This window comes from Xanthomonas sp. SHU 199, assembly GCF_000364665.1.
Classification (GTDB): Bacteria; Pseudomonadota; Gammaproteobacteria; order Xanthomonadales; family Xanthomonadaceae; genus Xanthomonas_A; species Xanthomonas_A sontii.
Genome location: NZ_AQOI01000115.1, coordinates 1 through 18840, shown reverse-complemented (window position 1 = coordinate 18840; position 18840 = coordinate 1). Strand labels below are relative to the sequence as shown.

Here is an 18840-nt window from a genome sequence, read left to right as displayed (position 1 = left end):
GTCCAGCGCGGCGGCGGCGTCGGCCAGGTCCACGGCGGTGCCGGCCGCGGCGCGCAGCGCGCGCAGTTCGGCCCCGTCGCGGACGGGATCCAGCGCAGCGATGCGGAAACCGGGGCCGGGCATGGTCGGATCAGGCCGCGTCGGCGTCCTCGTCGGTGGCGTCCTCGGCCTCCAGCGGCTGGTAGAAGCCGCCTTCGATCAGCTCCAGCAGGGTCTGCCTGCCGGCCGCCGACAGCGCGGCGTAGTCGGTGCCGTCGATGTGCTCGGCCGCGGCCAGGCGCTTGGCATCCTTGACCGGCAGCGCGAACTCCTGGCCGCTGCAGAACAGCATGGCGCCGCGGCTGGCACGCCGCCACGCCGGCCGCGCCCACGGGTGCCGCTGCAGGACCAGGCCCTGTTCCAGCGCGGCGGCGATCTCTTCCGCCGGCGGCAGGCCGGCCGGCGGCAGGATGTCGCCGGCGGCACGGTAGGTGGTGATGAAGCGGCCGAACCAGGCGCCCAGCTTGTCCGGGTCGTTCATGCGCAGGGCGTTCAGCGCCTCGACCACGCGACCCATCGCCGCCGCGTCGATCTCGTACGGATCGGCCGGCGCCTGCAGGTCTTCGTCGTGGTAGCGCAATGCCTCGTCGGCGCCGTCGATCAGGGTGTCCAGGTAATCGGCGATCAGCTCGGCCGAGGACGGTGCGCGCATGCCCACCGAGAAGGTCAGGCAGGCGTCTTCGGCGACGCCGTGATGCGGCACCAGCGGCGGCAGGTACAGCATGTCGCCCGGTCCCAGCACCCAGTCGTGGGTCGGGTCGAACTGGCGCAGTAGTTTCAGCTCCACGTCGTCGCGGAAGTCGGTCGGCGGCGCCGGGCGGCCCAGTGCGACGCTGGCGTCGATCTGCCAGCGGCGATGGCCGTGGGCCTGCAGCAGGAACACGTCGTAGTGGTCCACGTGCGCGCCGACCGAGCCGCCGCGCGCGGCGAAGCTGACCATCACGTCGTCCACCCGCCAGCGTGGCAGGAAGCGGAACTGCTCGAGCAGGGCGCGGATGTCCGGGTCCCACTTGTCCACGTCCTGCACCAGCAGGGTCCAGTCGTGGTCGGGCATGCCGGGGAACTCGTGCTCCTGGAACGGGCCGCTGCGCACCCGCCAGCGGTCGTTGGCGCGGTCGTGCTCGATCAGCCGCGACAGCGCCGCTTCCTCGCAGGCCAGGCCGGCCAGGTCGCCGGGCTCGATCGGCGAGACGAAGTTGGGGAAGGCGTTGCGGATCAGCAGCGGGCGCTTGTGCCAGTAGTCGCGCAGGAAGGTCGCCGCGGGCATGCCCAGCGGTTGCCCGGGGCGGGCGTGGAGTTCGAAGGCGAGAGCGGCGGTCTTGCGGGCAGCCATGTGCGGTGGGTCCTTGCGACGCGGAAGGTAAAGAGCGGGCGCGCAGCGGCGCCGGCCGACCCCGCCATTGTCCGCCGGTTTGGCGCGTGGGGCCATCGCGCTGGTCTTCGTGTGCGCCGCCGTGCGCGGATGGGCGGCCGTGCGGAGGCCCTGGCGGTGTGTCGCGACCGCGCATCGTGGGTGACCCCGTGCGCGCAGGCCAGGGGCGGCGCCAGGCGCATCCGGACTGGGCGATGACGGCGACGCCCCGGGTAGGTCAGGGCGGTGGGGGCGCAGCGCCGTTCGCGCTATTGGACGAGGATGCGGTTGTCGCGGCCGCCGTCGTCGACCTGGGCGCTGCCGCTGCGCTGGACGATGGCATTGCCGTTGCCCTGCAGGGCGATGGTGTCGATCTCGCTGGCCTGCAACTGGTTCTGGTCGCCGGACACGTCCAGTGTCGCGATGCGCGCCATCTGCAGCCGGCCATGGCGGCCGAACAAGGCGACCTGCCCGGCATCGCCGCGCATCGCGATCTGGGCGTTGTCGCCGAGCACGCGCAGGGTGTCGGCCCGCTCGATCTGCAGGTTGCCGTTGCGGCCGAACAGGCTGACGGTGGCGCAGTGCCCGTGCAGCACCAGGGTGGCGTCGCGGCCGACGATGTTCAGGTCGCGACCGTCGCAATCGATGTCGCCGCTGGCCGAGGCGGCCATGCGGATCGGCGTCTCGGCGTCGCGCTCGTCGCCATCGGCGATGTCGCCGGCCGATGGCGCCGCCGCGATCGGCGGCGCGGCCTGCATGACCACGGTGCGCGGGGCGGCGGTGTGCGCGCCATCGCCGGCCGGCGGGCGTGGCGCCTGCGCGCAGCCGGCCAGGACCAGCATCGGCAACACAAACAACGGGGTGGGTCTCATCGCGGGGCTCTGCTGTGAGCCACCAGCATGCCCCCGGCCGATTAACCCAGGATGGACGAACCTAGCTCAGACGCCGCGCGCCAGCCGCTCGGCCAGGCCGACGTAGCCGCCCGGGGTCAGCTCGCGCAGGCGCTGCTTGGCGTCCTCGGGCAGGTCCAGGGTCTCGACGAAGGCGCGCATCGAGTCGGCGGTGATGCCCTGGCCGCGGGTCAGCGCCTTGAGCTGCTCGTAGGGATTGGGCAGGCCGTGGCGGCGCATCACCGTCTGCACGGCTTCGGCCAGCACTTCCCAGGCGGCATCCAGGTCGGCGTCCAGGCGCTCCGGGTTCACGGTCAGCTTGCCCAGGCCCTTGGCCAGCGAGTCCAGCGCCACCTGGGTATGGCCGAAGGCGGTGCCGAGCGCGCGCAGCACGGTGGAGTCGGTGAGGTCGCGCTGCCAGCGGCTGATCGGCAGCTTGGCCGAGAAGTGCTCGAACAGGGCGTTGGCGATGCCGAAGTTGCCTTCGGCGTTCTCGAAGTCGATCGGGTTGACCTTGTGCGGCATGGTCGAGGAGCCGACTTCGCCTTCCTTGAGCTTCTGCTTGAAGTAGCCCAGCGAGATGTAGCCCCAGATGTCGCGCGCCAGGTCGATCAGCACGGTGTTGGCGCGGCGGGTGGCGTCGCCCAGTTCGGCGACGTTGTCGTGCGGCTCGATCTGGGTGGTGTAGGGGTTGAACACCAGGCCCAGGCTTTCCACGAAACGCTGCGCGAAGCCCGGCCAGTCGACGTCGGGATAGCTGGCGACGTGGGCATTGTAGTTGCCGACCGCGCCGTTGATCTTGCCGGTCAGCTCGACCGCGGCGATCTGCCGGCGCTGGCGCTCGAGGCGGGCGACGACGTTGGCGATCTCCTTGCCCAGGGTGGTCGGCGAGGCGGTCTGGCCGTGGGTGCGCGACAGCATCGGCTGTGCGGCCTGCGCATGGGCCAGCGCGCGCAGCGTCGCGATCACCGCGTCCAGGGTCGGCAGCAGCACCTCGCGCCGGGCCTGCTCCAGCATCAGCCCGTAGCTGAGGTTGTTGATGTCCTCGCTGGTGCAGGCGAAATGCACGAACTCCAGGGCCGGGCCGAGTTCGGCGTCGTCCTTGAGCTGCTCCTTGATGAAGTACTCCACCGCCTTGACGTCGTGGTTGGTGGTGCGCTCGATCTGCTTGACCCGCGCCGCGTGCTCCACGCCGAAGCCCTCGGCCAGCGCGCGCAGGCGTTGCGCCGCCGCCGGCGAGAACGCGGCCAGCTCGCCGATGCCCGGCTCGGCGCCCAGCGCCAGCAGCCATTCGATCTCCACCTTCACCCGCGCCTTGATCAGGCCGTATTCGGAGAAGATCGGCCGCAGGGCGTCGACCTTGCCGGCATAGCGGCCATCGAGCGGGGACAGGGCGAGCAGGGCGGAATCGGACATGGCGGGGCGTGGGGTGGTGTCGGCGGGAGCGCCATTCTACGTCGGCGCGGCCTCGGCCGGCGCCAGGCGTACCGTCACCGCCTGGATGCGGTGCCCGGCCATGCGCTTGACCGTGAACAGGTGGCCGTCGATCTCCAACTGCTCGCCTTCCTCGGGCAGCCGCTGCAACTGGTGCACGATCAGCCCGCCGACCGAGTTGAGGTGCTCCGGCGCGCGCAGGTCGCGGCCGAGCAGGCGTTCGAGGCGGAAGATCGAGGTCGAGCCGGCGACCAGCACACTGCCGTCGGCGCCGCGGGTCGGCGCGTCCTTGACCACGTGCGGGTGCTCGTCCTCGATGTCGCCGACCACCACTTCCAGCAGGTCTTCCAGGGTGAAGTAGCCGAGGATGCGGCCGTGCTCGTCCACGCACAGCGCCATGTGCGTGGTGCCGGTGCGGAAGCGCTCCAGCACCAGCGGCACCGGCGTTTCCAGCGCGATAAGGTTGGCCGGGCGCAGCAGCGGACGCAGGTCGTCGCTGCGGCGGCCGCGGGCGATCTCCACCAGCAGGTCCTTCATATGCAGGATGCCCAGCACCTGCTCGCCGTCGCGGTCGAACCACGGATAGCGGCTGTAGCGGCTGTCGGCGAACTCGGCCATCACCGCGTCCAGCGCCATGCCTTCGCGGAACCCGCGCAGATGGTCGCGCGCGCGCATCAAATCGCCGGCCACCAGTTCCGGCAGCTCCAAGGCATGGCTCATCAGGGTCAGTTCGTGATCCGGCGCGCCGCCTGCGGGTTGCTGGCGGCCGACGATCAGCTTCAGTTCCTCGCGCGAATAGCGATGCGAGGTGTGCTCCACATCGCCCCAGCCCGCGGCCTTCAGCAGCGCGTTGGCGCTGGTGTTGAGCAGCCAGATTGCCGGATACATCGCCCAGTAGAACAGGTACAGCGGTGCGGCGGTCCACAGCGACATGCGCTCCGGGCGGCGGATCGCCATCGACTTGGGGGCCAGTTCGCCCAGCACGATGTGCAGGAACGAGATGACGCTGAAGGCGATGACGAAGGCGCTCAGGCGTGCCGCCTCTTGGCTCAGCCCCAGCAGGTCGAACAGCGGCTGCAGCAAGTGCGCGAAGGCCGGCTCGCCGACCCAGCCCAGGCCCAGCGATGACAGGGTGATGCCGAGCTGGCAGGCCGACAGGTAGGCGTCGAGGTGGCCGTGCACGTTGAGCAGCAGGCGGCCGCGCCAGCCGTGGTGCTCGGCCAGGCCCACGGCCTGCGTGTGGCGCAACTTGACCAGGGCGAACTCGGCGGCGACGAAGAAGCCGTTGAGCAGCACCAGCAGCATCGCCAGTGCCAGCAGCAGGAGGTTGCCGATCATGTGAGTTCCCCGGCGCGCGCGGCTGGCGCGTCAGGGCGCCGGGCGGGAGGGGTGGAAACGGCGGGGTGCGTGGTCCGGCGCAGCGTGCGCCGGCATCTACAGTCTGAATCGTCGCCCATGGCGGCGTGAGAGTTCCATCGGTGATACGTCTCCGCAGTCTAGCCGATGCACTGCGTCGTTGCCGCGTGCACGCGCCGTCCCGCGCATTCGGTCACATGGCACCGCAGCCACATGCACCCATGGATCAGCGCGCAGAACCGCTGTCACGAATCCCCACTCCCCACTCCCCGGCCTTTCAGCAGCCGAATGGCTGATCATCCCCGCACTCAACCATCACGCCGCGACGATCTTTTCGTTTGCTAAACTTTCTGTAACCGTTTTCAACGTCGATATTCCCCCATGAAATCTTCCTTGCGTCTGGCGGCGCTGGCCGCCGCTGTGTCCGTTTTTCTCACCGCCTGCGGTGGCAAGCCTGCGGCGACACCGGCCAGTGCCGATGCCAACCATGCATCCGCCGATGCCGGCGCCAGCGACGTGGACCAGGCGCTGACCGGCAAGCTCAACGCCTACATCGAATGCTTCAACAAGGTCGATGGGCGCATCCACGAAGGCGCGCAGCAGTACGTACGCTGGATGGCCGATCCCAAGGCCGGCCCCACCGGCAAGGAAACCAGCGTGTACGGGCCCGCCCCGATCGACGAGTACGCGATGAAGCTGTGCGATGCGCCGATGACTGAGGCGATCGCGGCCAAGCCGTCGCTGCCTGCGCTGGATGCCGCGGCGAAGCGCTATCTGGCCGCCTTGAAGACGCTGCAGCCGCTGGCCAACCAGGCGCGCGACTACTACGACCGCGAGGACTACCAGGACGACCAGTTCGCCAAGGGCAAGCAACTGCATGCGCCGCTGATGGCCGCGCTGTCCGAATTCCACGAGGCCAGCGAGGCCTTCAGCCACGAACTGGAGGCGCAGAACGACGCCGCGCAGCGCGAGCAACTGAAGGCGATGGAAAAGGCCGAGGGCCGCACCCGCGACTTCTATCGGTTGTCGATGATGCTCGAGGCCAAGGACATCGTCGGCCTGATGCAGGACGACGACTTCGACACCGCCAAGGCCACGGCATTGGTGGCCGGCTTCAACAGCCTGTCCGACGAGGCGCACGCCAAGGTCGCCAACCAGGAGCCGGGCAAGTCCGACTGGAGCGATTTCGAGACGGCGGCGGAGAACTTCCGCAAGGAATCCAAGGCGCGCATCAAGCGGGTGGCGGAGAAGATTCCGTACAGCGCATTCGAGCAGCGCTCGCTGGACAATCCGATCGTCGCGCCGGAAGGCTCGCCGGCACGCCTGATGAAGAGCTACAACGACCTGGTGTTCCAGAGCAATCGCCAGCAGTAAGCGTCCTGGCCGGCGGCGCAATGCCGCCGGTCTGCCGCGGCGGTCGCCACGGCAGCCCGCGTGCTGCCGCGTCTTGTCGGCGCTACGGCCGGTCATTGCGTACCGTCGACGGTCACCGCGTTGGCTGCCTGCATCCGCCGATCACCGCGCGCGCATCCCTCGCCTCCAGACATTCCTAACATCCGCCGGCGCACACTGCTGACGCCGGGCGCTGCGCCACGGATAATGCGTGCGCCAGCCGCAATCCCGCCAGCCTGCCTCCCCGGACGTCCGACGACGGCGCCGATGGATTCCCTTTTGCAGATGCGGAGATTGCGCGATGAGTGACACATTCAGGGTCGAACACGACAGCATGGGCGAACTGCAGGTGCCCGCCGATGCCTTGTGGGGGGCACAGACCCAGCGTGCGGTACAGAACTTTCCGGTGTCCGGGCAGCCGATGCCGCGCGGCTTCATCCGCGCGCTGGGGCTGATCAAGGCCGCCGCGGCCGGCGTCAACGCCGACCTGGACCTGCTGCCGAAGGCGGTCGCGAAGGTGATCCAGGCCGCGGCGCTGGAGGTGGCCGACGGCCGCCACGACGCGCACTTCCCGATCGACATCTACCAGACCGGGTCCGGCACCTCGTCGAACATGAACGCCAACGAGGTCATTGCCACGCTGGCCAACCGCGCCGCCAAGGGCGAGGGCAAGAACGGCAGCAAGACACGGCCGGCGGTGCATCCCAACGACCACGTCAACCTCGGCCAGAGTTCCAACGACGTGGTCCCCACCGCGATCCGCGTCGCTGCGTTGCTCGCTGCGCGCGAGCATCTGCTGCCGTCGCTCAAGCACCTGCGCAAGACGATCGACAAGCGCGCCAAGCAGTTGCAGGGTGTGGTCAAGACCGGGCGCACCCACCTGATGGACGCGATGCCGCTGACCTTCGGCCAGGAGTTCGGTGCCTGGTCGGCGCAGCTGGTGTCGGCGCAGGCGCGCATCGACGACAGCCTCAAGCGCCTGCGCCGGCTGCCGCTGGGCGGCACCGCGATCGGCACCGGCATCAACGCCGACCCGCGCTTCGGCGGCAAGGTTGCCAAGGCGCTGTCGGCGCTGACCGACCATACCTTCGAGAGCGCCGAGAACAAGTTCGAGGGCCTGGCCGCGCAGGACGATGCGGTGGAACTGTCCGGCCAGCTCAACGCGCTGGCGGTGGCGCTGATCAAGATCGCCAACGACCTGCGCTGGATGAACGCCGGGCCGCTGGCCGGCCTCGGCGAGATCGAGTTGCCGGCGCTGCAGCCGGGCAGCTCGATCATGCCGGGCAAGGTCAATCCGGTGATTCCCGAAGCCACGGTGATGGCCTGCGCGCAGGTCATCGGCCACCACACCGCGATCACCGTGGCCGGGCAGACCGGCAACTTCCAGTTGAACGTGACCCTGCCGCTGATCGCGGCGAACCTGCTGGACTCGATCCAGTTGCTGGGCAACGTCTCTGTGTTGCTGGCCGATTCTGCGATCGCCGGGCTCAAGGTGCGCGAGGAGCGGGTGCGCGAGGCGCTGGACCGCAATCCGATCCTGGTGACCGCGCTGAATCCGATCATCGGCTACGAGAAGGCCGCGGCGATCGCCAAGCGTGCCTACAAGGAGAACCGGCCGGTGCTGGAGGTGGCCAAGGAGGACAGCGGCCTCGGCGAGGACGAACTGCGCCGGCTGCTGGACCCTGCCGCACTGACCGAGGGCGGCATCCATGCCGGCGCGGGGGGCGGCGGCTGAGTCGTGACGGAGCGCATGCTGGCGGTTGAATGTGGCAGCAGTCGGGACTGAAGTCACTCCCACATCGCGCCCAGACACCTCATCGCAAGCTGCGTAGGAGCAGCTTCAGCCGCGACGGGCCTTCCCGGTAAAGCCTATCGCGGCTGAAGCCGCTCCCAAAGGAAGGGACCAACTCTTACTGAGGGCTCTCATGCCGGCGCACGCGCGCCGGCACGTCTCAGCGGCGCTCGGCCTGCAGGTTGCCGAAGCTGTCGCGGTACGGCTGCAACGAGGGAATGTCGCGCAGCACGGCCGTCTGCGCTTCGGTGATCTCCGGAGTCGGCGCGAAGCCCACCGAGCGCATGTTCGGGTCCGGCGCCGCGGTCTCCAGGGTGCGCTGGCGCTGCATCTGCAGGTGCATGAACAACTGCTGCAGTTCGGTGCGCTGCGCGGCGGGCAGCGGCAGTTCGATGTCGTCGATGCGCAGGCTGCCGTCGGGCCCGATGGTGGCATTGGCAGCCGGGGCGCGGCGCAGCATCACGTTCATGCTGTCCACCGCCACCCGCGGCTTGCTGCGCTCGGCGCGCGAGGAGGTGGTCTCGCCGCCGCGTCCGCCGCAGGCGGCGAGCAGCAGGCATAACGACAGCAGCGAGAACCAGGCGAACAGCGTCTTCTTCATGGAGGCGATGCAGTGGGGGAGTGCGGGCATTCTAGAACGTGCGGCGGCTGCGGTCGTGGCGGGGCGCGCTGGCCGCGCGCTAGCGGCGTGGGTTCGCAGCGGACTGCATGGCGCGCGCGAGCACGCTGAACATCCGCTCGTCGGTGGATTGCGCGACGTTGAAACGCAGGAAATCGCCTGCGCTCAACGACTGGCTGAAGGCATTGCCCGGCGCCAGCACCACGCCTTCCTGCAGGCAGGCGTGTGCGATCGCTGCGGCCTCCATGCCCGCGGGCAGCCTGCACCAAAGGAACAGGCCGGCCCGCGGAATCAGCCAGGGTCGGACGCCGAGACCCTGGAGCCGCTCTACCGTCCTGGCCATCTGCTCCGCCAGGCGCCGCCGCAAGGTCTCCAGATGCCGGCGGTAGCCGCTGTCGGTCAGGGCGATCCGCACGGCCTCGGCCGCCAGCCGGCCGCCGCCGAAGCTGGTGGCGATCTTCAGGTCGGCGAGGCTTTCGATCCAGTCGCCACGTGCGGCGATGTAGCCGCAACGCAGCGACGCCGACACCGTCTTGGAAAAGCTACCGATCTGGATGACCCGCGCCAGGCCGTCGAAGGCCGCCAGCCGCGGGGCGGGGCTGGTCTCGAAGTCGGCGAAGATGTCGTCCTCGACGATCACCAGGTCCGAGCCTTCGGCCAGGAGCAGCAGCCGGTGCGCCGTCGCCGCGGACAGGGTCGCGCCGGTGGGGTTGTGGATCCCCGAATTGGTGATGTACAGCCGCGGCGCATGCGCCCGCAGCGCCGCTTCGAAGTGCGCCACGTCCGGTCCGTTCGGCGTATAGGGCACGCCCACGACCTGCACGCGATGCGCCTTGAGCAAGGCATGGAAATTGAAGTAGCACGGGTCGTCGACCAGCACCGTGTCGCTGGGCGAGAGCAGGAAACGGCCGATCAGGTCGATCGCATGCGTGCCCGATTCGGCGAGCAGGATCTGTTCGGGCGGCGCCTGCACACCGTTGCCCGCCAGCCGTCGCGACAGGAACTGGCGCAAGCCGGGGTGGCCCAGGGGCGTGGCGTACTCGGTCAGTTCCTGCGTGTCGGCGCGCGCCAGCGTGCGCAGTGCGCGGCGCATGCCCGCGCCGTACAGCCATTCGGGTGGCAGCCAGCCGCAGCCGGGCTTGAGCACGCGCGCATCCGCTTCCAGCGACTGCCGCGACACCCACAGCGGATCGATCTGCCGGTCGAGCTTCGGGCCGAGTTGCGCCAGCGCCAGTGGGGCCACCGACCCGGCCACATAGAAGCCCGACCCTGGGCGCGCCGCGATCGCGCCCTCGGCCGCCAGCCGCTCGTAGGCTTCCACCACCGTCGACACCGACACCCGCAGCGCGTGCGCCTGCGCGCGCACGGAGGGCAGGCGCGCTCCCGGCAGGCTGGTGCGGTTGGCGATGCGGGCGCGGATGTCGGCCATCACCGCATCGATGCGCGTGCCGGGTGCTACGGGTCTGTCCACTGTCGTCAGCTGTACTGGGTCTTGAGCCATAACAGTACTGCGAAACCGTATTGGATCGTATCTGGCCGTGTCGGTCCCACGAGGCGTCTACTGCAACGGCGATGCAGAAGGAGACGCGCATGGAAAAAACCACCGGTGGCTGGATCAATGGATGTATCGGCGTGATGATTTTTGCGGGGTCGTTGCCCGCAACGCGCGTCGCGGTCGCCGATTTCTCCCCCGTGTTCCTGACCTGCGCCCGCGCCAGCATTGCCGCCGCGCTGGGGCTGGCGCTCCTGCTCGGGTTTCGGCAACCGCGTCCGCGCCGCGCCGAACTCCCCGCCTTGGCGATGACGGCGCTGGGGGTCGTGGCCGGATTTCCCCTGCTGACCGCACTGGCGCTGCAGCACGTCACCTCGGCGCATTCCATCGTGTTCGTGGGCCTGCTGCCGTTGTGCACCGCCGTCTTCGCCGTGTTGCGCGCCGGCGAACGCCCGCGTCCACCGTTCTGGGTGTTCTCGCTGGCCGGTGCCTGCAGCGTCGTCGGCTATGCGGCGATCGGCGGGATCGACGCCTCGTGGCAGGGCGATCTGCTGATGCTGGCCGCGGTGGTGCTGTGTGGGCTGGGCTATGCGGAGGGCGCGCGCCTGTCGCGCACGCTGGGCGGATGGCAGGTCATCTGTTGGGCGCTGGTGCTGTCGCTGCCGCTGATGGTGTCCCTGGCCTTGCTGACGCAGCCTGCGTCGTTCGGCACCGTGCGCATGCCGGCATGGCTTGGCCTGGGCTATGTCTCGCTGTTCAGCATGTTGATCGGCTTCGTGTTCTGGTACCGCGGCCTGGCGCAAGGCGGGATCGCGGCGGTCGGGCAACTGCAGTTGTTCCAGCCCTTCATCGGCTTGGGCCTGGCCGCGCTGCTGCTGCACGAAACCGTGAGCTGGACGATGCTGGCGGTGACCCTGGTCGCGATGGTCTGCGTGGCCGGCGCGAAACATTACGCCCGCTGAGACCGCGACCCGCCCGGCAGGCGTTTGCACGCCTGCCGGGTGGAGCGCGGACTCAGCGGGCGCTCGTGGACGATGGTCGCGGCAGCGTGGCTGCCGCCGATTACGCGGCCGAGTGCTTGCAGTCGCTGACGTCGCTGTCGTCGAGGGTGGAGTAGGGGCGGAACGCCGGCACCTTCTGCATCAGCGCATCCTGCGCGGCGCGCAGCGCGGCGACCTGGTCGCAGATCTTCAGCGCGGCCTGCTTGATCTTGTCGGCCTGCGCCTCGACCTGCGCGCCGATGTGCTCGGTGTCGCCGCTGAGCACGCCGCTGATCGCATCGCCGGCCGCCTTCACGCCGAGCGCCGCGCCGGCCTTGCCGACTTCCACGCCCTGCTTGCCGACCGCCTCGATCTGGCTGCGGTAGGCCAGCAACAGGCGCTGTTGCTCGGCGTCCAGCGCGACCGGCTTGCCGTCGATCAGCAGCTTGCCGTCGCGGGTGATGGTGGCCGGCGGCTGGCCATCGGCCTTCAGGGTGAGGTCGCCGTTGAGAAAGGTCAGGCTTTGCGCGCCGCCGTGGTCGACCACGACGCGGTCGTTCGACGAGGCCGAGCGCTGGCAGGCGCTGAGCGAGAACAGCACGGCCAGGGCGACGCCGGCCAGGGACAGGGAACGGTACTGCATGGGCGCGTCCTCGTGTGGATGTGGAAGGAGATCGGGGGGCAGGATCAGCGCGGCTTGGGCAGGTTGACGCTGCCACGCACGCCGCGGTGGGTGACGTCGCCGCTGCCGACCTTCTGCACGCTCAGGTTGCCGCCGACGGTGCCGACATCCAGGTCGCCGGAGCCGACCGTCTGCACCGCGACATTGCCGGTGACGTCGCGCAGTTGCACGTCGCCGGAGCCGACGCTGTCGACCTGCACGCTGCCGCGCACGCCGTGCACGGTCAGGTCGCCGGAGCCGACGGTGCCGACCTTGACGTCGCCGCCGACCTGATCGGCCTTGACGTCGCCCGAGCCCAGCGTCGGCAAAGCCACGCTGCCGACATTGCGCAGTTCGATGTCGCCGGAGCCGACCGTGGCGCTGACCGCGCCGCGAATGTTCTGCGCGTGCAGGTCGCCGGAGCCGACCTTGGCGTCGAGCGAGGCCACGCCGCTGATCTCGGCGTCGCCGGAGCCCAGTTGCAGCTGCACCGGCAGGTTGGCCGGGATGCTGCCGGCCACGTTGAGGTAGGCGTAGCGGTTGCCGACGCTGATGCCGTGGATCTTGCCCTCGTGCTTCAGCGTCACCACCAGGGTGTCGCCGTCGTGGCGCTGGCGCAGGGTCAGCTCCTTGAGCATGTCCGCGTCGGAGGCGCAGGCACGGCCGCGCAGAGTGGAGTCGCCGCTGGCGCCGCTGAGCTTGAGGTCGTTCTGCTGCACGTCCAGCAGCACCGACTTGACGCCGGTCAGATCCAGCTTCAGTTCGCGCGGTTCGGAATACTTGCAGTCGTCGGCCATGGCGACGGCCGGCAGCGACAGCAGGGCACACAGGGCGAGGGTCTTGCGCATCGGAAAACTCCTTGCGGAAAAGGGAAGAGAGACGGAGGTGCGATCAGGCTTCGTCGCGCCAGCGGCGCACGTAGATCGCGGCGACGATGAAGGCCACGCCGACCGCGGCGCCGATCCAGATGTCGGGGTCGCGGAACAGCACCCAGCTGTCGCCGAGATGGATCGCATTGACCAGATCCTGCGGACCGCTGATGTGGGTCTCGGCCACCTGCTCGTTCAGCACCGGACCCCAGCTGCCGGGCAGCACGCTGAGCAGGCCGCGGTAGACCACGGTGTACCAGATCAGGTTGTGGTTGACGTTGAGCATCGGCAGGATGCCCATCATGCTGGCCATCACGCAGCCCAGGATCGGGATCAGCACCGCCCACAGGAACGGCTTGCTGCGCGCCCAGGCCGAGCACAGCATCAGCCAGCCGATCGCCGGCAGCGACCACATGACCTGCACCGGCAGTGCGGCCAGGACCATGCCGATGATGCGCAGCGGGTGCGATTCGGTGAAGACCGCGGTGCTCTGCGGGATGCCGTTGACCGACAGGGTCAGGGCGGTGACCACCCACAGTGCAAGGCCGATCAGCAGGCCGATGCCGATCGCCAGCAGCGGCGCCAGCAGCAGCGCCCAGGCGGCCTTGGACAGCACGGTGCCGGTGTCCGACAGCGGCAGCGACTTCCAGAACAGCACGCTGCGGTCGCGGCGGTCGTCGTACAGCGCGCCCAGCGCGTAGAAGAACACCACGAAGCCGACCACGATGCAGGCCAGGATCACGCCGGCGAGCATGGTGCCGTCGCCGACCGCGCCGATGATCTGGTGGGCATTGTTGACCTGGCCTTCCCATTGCACATCGTTCAGATGCACGCCGCCGCCATGGTTGCGGCCGGCGATGCTGCCGATGATCGACAGCACCGTGTACAGGGTGGCGACGATGCCGCCGGTGATGACCGGGGCCCACAGGAAACCGCCGCGGTGTTCCCAGAACTCGCGCTTGAGCAGCCACTTGAACGTGGACACGGGAGAGATCGATTTGGCGGGAGCGTTCATGCGTAGGTGCCCTTCATGATGGCGACGAACAGGTCGGCCAGGCCGGGGGTGCGGGTTTCGCCGAGTGCGGCCAGTTGCGCCTGCGGCACGCCGTCGTACAGGAATACCGACTTGCCGAACGGCAGGCCGCGTTCGTCGATCGGCTGCAGCGCGCGCGCCGCCTCGATGCGCTCGGCCGGCACCAGCAGTTCGGTGTAGCGGGTGGCCATGTGCTCCATGTCGGCGCTGAGCACGATGCGACCGTCGCGGATGAACAGCACGTCGGTGAGGATGTGCTCGATCTCCTCCACCTGGTGGGTGGTGATGATGATGGTCTTCTGTTCGTCGAAGTAGTCTTCCAGCAGGCGCTGGTAGAACTCCTTGCGGTACAGGATGTCCAGGCCCAGGGTCGGCTCGTCCAGCACCAGCAGGCGCGCGTCGATCGCCATCACCAGGGCCAGGTGCAACTGCACGATCATGCCCTTGGACATCTCGCGCACCCGCAGCTTGGGCGAGAGCTTGGTATTGGCCAGGAAGCGCTCGCACTTGGCGCGATCGAAGCGCGGATGCACGCCGGCGACGAAGTCGATCGCCTCGCTGACCCGCATCCAGCGCGGCAGCACCGCCACGTCGGCGATGAAGCACACCTCGTTCATCAGCGCGTCGCGCTGCTTGCGCGGGTCCATGCCCAGCACGCGCAGTTCGCCTTCCACGGCGGTCAGGCCCAGCACCGCCTTCAGCGCGGTGGTCTTGCCGGCGCCGTTGGGGCCGATCAGGCCGACGATGCGGCCCGGCGCGATGGCGAAGGACGCATCGGCCAGCGCCGGCTTGTTGTTGTAGGTCTTGCGCAACCCCTGCGCGTAGACGACGGATTCGGATGCGGCGACAGCGGCAGTCATGGCGTTTTCCCCGGTGGCAACAAGTCTTGCAGTGTCAGGCCCAGGCGCTGGATGCGTTCCAGCACCAGAGGCCACTCTTCGTTGAGGAAGCGCTCGCGCTCGCTGCCGCGCAGCTTCTGCGCCGCTTCCTCGGTCATGAACATGCCCAGCCCGCGACGCTTCTCGACCAGGGCCTCGTCGGCCAGTTCCTGGTAGGCGCGCGAGACGGTGATCGGGTTGAGCTGGTACTCGGCGGCCACCTGGCGCACCGAAGGCAGGGCATCGCCGGGCTTGAGGATGCCGTCGAGCATCATCGCGATGACGCGCTCCTTCAACTGGCGGTAGATCGGAGCGCCGTCGCTCCATTGGATATCGCTCATGGTCAGCTCCGTGGGCGCAGGGTGCGCGCGAAGGAGAAATAAGGCACGGACAGCGAAGCCCGCAGACGCCGCACCGCCGGGACGGTGGAAGGTGCGGCGCCGGCGGCGCTGTCGTCGTGCGGCGTGCTGGCGCCATAATCCAGCGGCCGTCCCTGGTGGCGTTGGGCGCCGATCCAGCTCGCGCAGAGCAGGGTGCCGACGATGACCAGGGCCGGAAGACTGCGCTGGAGGCGTTTGAGATTCATCGTGGACCTGCTCTGGGTGAGTGGTGTTGTATTTAACTATAACACCGTTACACGGCATGTCAACACGCTGCTGACCCAACGTCCGACCTGGTCGCGTGCCACTCCCTTACTTCTTCTCGACGGTGCCCCATGAAACTTCCCAAGCGTCTGTTTTTCCTCGCGATCCTGGCTGCTGCCGGCACCGTCGGCAGTGCCTGGGCCGGCTCCCTGCTGGACCGGGACTACCGTCCGCTGGCCGGCAAGGAGAAGGTGAACCTGAACAAGACCTACGGCGGCAAGGTGCTGCTGGTGGTCAACACCGCCAGCAAGTGCGGCTACACCCCGCAATACGACGGCCTGGAGAAGCTGCAGCAGCAGTACGCGGCGCAGGGCTTCAGCGTGCTCGGCTTCCCGTCCAACGACTTCAAGGGCCAGGAGCCCGGATCGGAGAAGCAGATCCAGGAATTCTGCACGCTCACCTACGGGGTGAAGTTTCCGATGTTCGAGAAGGTGCACGTGATCGGCGACGAGGCGACGCCGCTGTACAAGCAACTGACCCAGGCCACCGGCGTGGCGCCGGGCTGGAATTTCCACAAGTATCTGATCTCGCGCGATGGGCGCGTGGTCGCGCAATTCCCGAGCAAGGTCACGCCGGACGATCCGGCCTTGCGCAGTGCCATCGAACGCGAACTGAAAGCGCAGCCGGCGTCGCACTGAAAGCGGGTCAACATCTCGGCCGCGCATGCGACAATGCCGGCCTCTGTCTGCGCCAGCTCGGCGCGTCCAGTTCACAGTTCACTTCCAGGGAAAGTAGCGAATGAAGATGGGAATGCGCGGCGCCGTGGCGTCGCTGGTGGTGGGGATGGCGATGGTCGCCGGTCACGCGTCCGCGCAGGCGCCGGCGGCCGGCAGCACGGCGACGACGCTGAGCACCGAGAAGCAGAAGGTCAGCTACGCGATCGGCATGGATGTGGCGCGTTCGTTCGAGCCCATCGCCCAGGACATCGACGTGGACGCGATGCAGCGCGCGATCGAGAACGCCTTCAAGCAGGGCAAGCCGCTGCTGTCCGATGAACAGACCCAGGCCACCGATACCGCGCTGCGCACGCAGCTGGCCGCGCGCAACGGCCAGCCGGTGCCGGGCATGGCGCCGGGCACGCAGCCGCCGCCGGTGTCCAAGGAGAACGTGGGCCTGATGCTGGGCGACCGTGCGGTCGGTCCGTCGCTGGCGCGGATCCAGAACGACATCGATCTGCCGACGCTGATGGGCGCGGTGCGCACGGTGTTCGCCAAGGGCCAGACCGCGATGACCCAGGAGCAGGCGATGGCCACGCTGCAGGCCTTCGGTGCGTCCAAGCAGGCCGCGGTGGCGACCAAGAACAAGCAGGAAGGCAATGCCTTCCTGGCGCAGAACAAGAACCAGAAGGGTGTGATCACCACCCCGTCCGGCCTGCAGTACATGGTGCTGCGCGAAGGCAGCGGCGCGCGGCCCACGTCCAGCAGCAAGGTGCGGGTGAACTACGAGGGCAAGCTGCTCGACGGCACCGTCTTCGACAGCTCCTACAAGAACGGCCAGCCGGCCGAGTTCGCGCTGAACCAGGTCGTGCCGGGCTGGAGCGAGGGCGTGGCGCTGATGCCGGTGGGGTCCAAGTACCGCTTCTGGATTCCGTCCAATCTGGGCTACGGCCCGCAGGGAATGCCGGGCAGCCCGATCGGCCCGGATGCGATGTTGACCTTCGACGTGGAACTTTTGAACATCCTTCAATAACCGAAAGGAGATTACATGCGCGTAGCGATATTCGGCACCGGCTATGTCGGGCTCGTCACCGGAACCTGTCTGGCCGAAGTCGGCCACCATGTGGTGTGCGTAGACATCGACCAGGCCAAGGTGGATGGGCTCAACAAGGGCGTGGTCCCGATTTACGAGCCTGGCCTCTCGCCGATGGTCAAGGCCAATCACGCCGCACGGAGGCTGTTCTTCACCACCGATGCGGCCAGCGCCATCGCGCATGGGGATATCGTGTTCATCGCCGTCGGTACGCCGCCGGACGAGGACGGTAGCGCAGATCTGCAGTACGTCCTGGCGGTGGCCCGCACCATCGGCCAGCACATCCAGGGGCCGACCATCGTGGTCAACAAGTCGACGGTGCCTGTCGGCACCGCCGACAAGGTGCGCGCGGCGATCGCCGCCGAACTGGAAGCGCGCGGCGAGGCGATCGAGTTCGACGTGGTCTCCAATCCGGAGTTCCTGAAGGAAGGCGATGCCGTCGCCGATTGCATGCGCCCGGACCGCATCGTCATCGGTAGCAGCAAGCCCGGCTCGGCCGCGCGCCTGCGTCGCCTGTACGCGCCGTTCAACCGCAACCACGACCGCATCGTGGAGATGGACGTGCGCTCGGCCGAACTGACCAAGTACGCGGCCAACGCGATGCTGGCGACCAAGATCAGTTTCATGAACGAGATCGCCAACATCGCCGAGCGCGTCGGTGCCGACGTGGAGAAGGTGCGCCAGGGCATCGGCTCGGATCCGCGCATCGGCTGGCACTTCATCTACCCGGGGGCCGGCTACGGCGGCTCGTGCTTCCCCAAGGACGTGCAGGCGCTGGCGCGTACCGCGCAGCAGGTCGGGCATGCGCCCCGGCTGCTGGATGCGGTGGAAGCGGTCAACGAGGCGCAGAAGGGCCATCTGTACGAGCTGATCCAGCGCCACTACGGTGCGGCGCAGTCGCTGAAGGGCAAGACCTTCGCGGTGTGGGGCCTGGCCTTCAAGCCCAACACCGACGACATGCGTGCCGCCTCCAGCCGCCGCCTGCTGGCGCAACTGTGGGAGGCGGGCGCGACGGTGCGTGCCTACGATCCGGAGGCGACCGACGAGGCCAAGCGCATCTTCGGCGAACGCGCCGATCTGCATTTCTGCGACGATGCCTTCGACGCGCTGGAAGGCGCCGATGCGCTGGCGGTGGTCACCGAGTGGAAGCAGTTCCGCAGCCCCGACTTCACCCGCATGAAGGAGCTGATCGGCGATGCGGTGGTGTTCGACGGCCGCAATCTCTACGATCCGCAGGAAATCGAGAGCTTCGGCCTGGCGTATTACGGCATCGGCCGCGGACGTTCGATCCATGCAGCATGATTTTTCCACCCAGGATCGGTTGCTGGAGAACCGCCTGATCGAGCTGGAAACGCGCCTCTCCTTCCAGGAGCAGGCGCTGTCGGAAATGAGCGATGCCCTGGCCGAAGCGCGTATCGAAAGCCAGCGCAACGCCGAGTTGCTGCGTCACCTGCTCGAAGATCTGGGCAAGGTGCGCAGCACGCTCTACGCCGATCCGGCCGACGAACCGCCGCCGCCGCATTACTGATCCCCCGAACCGACCGATGCCGTCCCGATGAGCGATACCCTCCGCGAGCAATTGCTGGGCCTGGGCTTCAAGCCCGCGCCGAAACCCGAACGCAAAGCCCCGCCTGCCGCGCCGCGGCCGCAGGGACGGCCGG

19 protein-coding genes and 1 pseudogene are annotated in these 18840 nt (G+C 68.5%); 8 read left to right on the top strand and 12 right to left on the bottom strand.

Annotation, left to right across the window (positions count from 1 at the left end; translation table 11 throughout):
• Nucleotides 1-130: 130 nt before the first annotated feature.
• The 4 genes from D183_RS0105500 to D183_RS0105485 form a co-directional block, all read right to left on the bottom strand.
• A complete protein-coding gene (locus D183_RS0105500) occupies nt 131-1372 on the bottom strand; it encodes a ribosomal protein uL16 3-hydroxylase (protein WP_017908119.1) in 1242 nt (413 codons plus the stop codon).
• A gap of 287 nt (nt 1373-1659) precedes the next feature.
• The gene (locus D183_RS0105495; RefSeq protein ID WP_026144220.1) at nt 1660-2262 is read right to left on the bottom strand and encodes a DUF3060 domain-containing protein; all 603 of its coding nucleotides are present in this window, start codon (nt 2260-2262) and stop codon (nt 1660-1662) included.
• Nucleotides 2263-2328: 66 nt separating this feature from the next.
• Nucleotides 2329-3696: an adenylosuccinate lyase gene (gene purB / locus D183_RS0105490; RefSeq protein WP_017908117.1), complete on the bottom strand. Its 1368-nt coding sequence runs from the start codon at nt 3694-3696 to the stop codon at nt 2329-2331.
• 36 nt (nt 3697-3732) lie between these two features.
• Nucleotides 3733-5052, bottom strand: a complete 1320-nt coding sequence (locus D183_RS0105485; RefSeq protein ID WP_017908116.1) for a hemolysin family protein — start codon at nt 5050-5052, stop codon at nt 3733-3735.
• A gap of 399 nt (nt 5053-5451) precedes the next feature.
• Here D183_RS0105485 and D183_RS0105480 point away from each other — a divergent pair, with 399 nt between their 5' ends.
• Both D183_RS0105480 and D183_RS0105475 read left to right on the top strand, forming a co-directional pair.
• On the top strand, nt 5452-6444 hold the full coding sequence (locus D183_RS0105480) for a YiiG family protein (protein ID WP_026144219.1): 993 nt from the start codon (nt 5452-5454) through the stop codon (nt 6442-6444).
• Between the two features lie 319 nt (nt 6445-6763).
• Complete coding sequence (locus tag D183_RS0105475) at nt 6764-8197, top strand: class II fumarate hydratase (protein ID WP_026144218.1); 1434 nt, start codon at nt 6764-6766, stop codon at nt 8195-8197.
• A 217-nt stretch (nt 8198-8414) separates the two neighbouring features.
• Here the strand turns inward: D183_RS0105475 and D183_RS0105470 are convergent, their stop codons facing one another.
• Together D183_RS0105470 and D183_RS0105465 are read right to left on the bottom strand one after the other, a co-directional pair.
• Nucleotides 8415-8855, bottom strand: a complete 441-nt coding sequence (locus D183_RS0105470) for a hypothetical protein (protein ID WP_017908113.1) — start codon at nt 8853-8855, stop codon at nt 8415-8417.
• Between the two features lie 79 nt (nt 8856-8934).
• Nucleotides 8935-10302, bottom strand: a complete 1368-nt coding sequence (locus D183_RS0105465; RefSeq protein ID WP_017908112.1) for an aminotransferase class I/II-fold pyridoxal phosphate-dependent enzyme — start codon at nt 10300-10302, stop codon at nt 8935-8937.
• A gap of 161 nt (nt 10303-10463) precedes the next feature.
• Between D183_RS0105465 and D183_RS0105460 the strand changes: the two genes are divergently transcribed.
• Nucleotides 10464-11327, top strand: coding sequence for a DMT family transporter (locus D183_RS0105460; protein ID WP_026143342.1), 864 nt, complete (start codon nt 10464-10466; stop codon nt 11325-11327).
• 100 nt (nt 11328-11427) lie between these two features.
• Here the strand turns inward: D183_RS0105460 and D183_RS0105455 are convergent, their stop codons facing one another.
• Genes D183_RS0105455 through D183_RS0105430 form a run of 6 tightly spaced genes read right to left on the bottom strand, consistent with a single transcriptional unit; the run spans nt 11428 to nt 15372 of the window.
• Nucleotides 11428-11988: a DUF2884 family protein gene (locus D183_RS0105455; RefSeq protein WP_017908110.1), complete on the bottom strand. Its 561-nt coding sequence runs from the start codon at nt 11986-11988 to the stop codon at nt 11428-11430.
• 44 nt (nt 11989-12032) lie between these two features.
• Nucleotides 12033-12854 carry a DUF4097 family beta strand repeat-containing protein gene (locus D183_RS0105450; protein WP_017908109.1) on the bottom strand — a complete coding sequence of 274 codons (822 nt, stop codon included), beginning with the start codon at nt 12852-12854 and terminating at the stop codon, nt 12033-12035.
• 43 nt (nt 12855-12897) lie between these two features.
• A complete protein-coding gene (locus D183_RS0105445) occupies nt 12898-13890 on the bottom strand; it encodes a hypothetical protein (protein ID WP_026144217.1) in 993 nt (330 codons plus the stop codon).
• Nucleotides 13887-14768, bottom strand: coding sequence for an ABC transporter ATP-binding protein (locus D183_RS0105440; RefSeq protein ID WP_017908107.1), 882 nt, complete (start codon nt 14766-14768; stop codon nt 13887-13889). The genes D183_RS0105445 and D183_RS0105440 overlap by 4 nt, the downstream gene beginning before the upstream one ends.
• Nucleotides 14765-15127, bottom strand: a complete 363-nt coding sequence (locus tag D183_RS0105435) for a GntR family transcriptional regulator (RefSeq protein WP_017908106.1) — start codon at nt 15125-15127, stop codon at nt 14765-14767. Before D183_RS0105435 ends, D183_RS0105440 begins: the two co-directional genes overlap by 4 nt.
• Nucleotides 15128-15129: 2 nt before the next feature.
• Nucleotides 15130-15372 carry a hypothetical protein gene (locus tag D183_RS0105430; RefSeq protein WP_010344229.1) on the bottom strand — a complete coding sequence of 81 codons (243 nt, stop codon included), beginning with the start codon at nt 15370-15372 and terminating at the stop codon, nt 15130-15132.
• A 129-nt stretch (nt 15373-15501) separates the two neighbouring features.
• On the opposite strand from D183_RS0105430, the gene D183_RS0105425 reads away from it, so the two are divergent.
• The 5 genes and pseudogenes from D183_RS0105425 to D183_RS26870 form a co-directional block, all read left to right on the top strand.
• Entirely contained in the window at nt 15502-16068 is a 567-nt protein-coding gene (locus D183_RS0105425) for a glutathione peroxidase (RefSeq protein ID WP_017908105.1), read from the top strand.
• Nucleotides 16069-16168: 100 nt separating this feature from the next.
• Nucleotides 16169-17119 (top strand): FKBP-type peptidyl-prolyl cis-trans isomerase, encoded by a 951-nt coding sequence (locus D183_RS0105420; protein WP_017908104.1) that lies wholly within the window; start codon nt 16169-16171, stop codon nt 17117-17119.
• 15 nt (nt 17120-17134) lie between these two features.
• Entirely contained in the window at nt 17135-18481 is a 1347-nt protein-coding gene (locus tag D183_RS0105415; protein WP_017908103.1) for a UDP-glucose dehydrogenase family protein, read from the top strand.
• Nucleotides 18471-18707 (top strand): SlyX family protein, encoded by a 237-nt coding sequence (locus tag D183_RS0105410; protein WP_017908102.1) that lies wholly within the window; start codon nt 18471-18473, stop codon nt 18705-18707. The genes D183_RS0105415 and D183_RS0105410 overlap by 11 nt, the downstream gene beginning before the upstream one ends.
• Before the next feature lie 27 nt (nt 18708-18734).
• Nucleotides 18735-18840 (top strand): annotated as a pseudogene (locus D183_RS26870) (DUF2058 domain-containing protein); the annotation flags it as partial.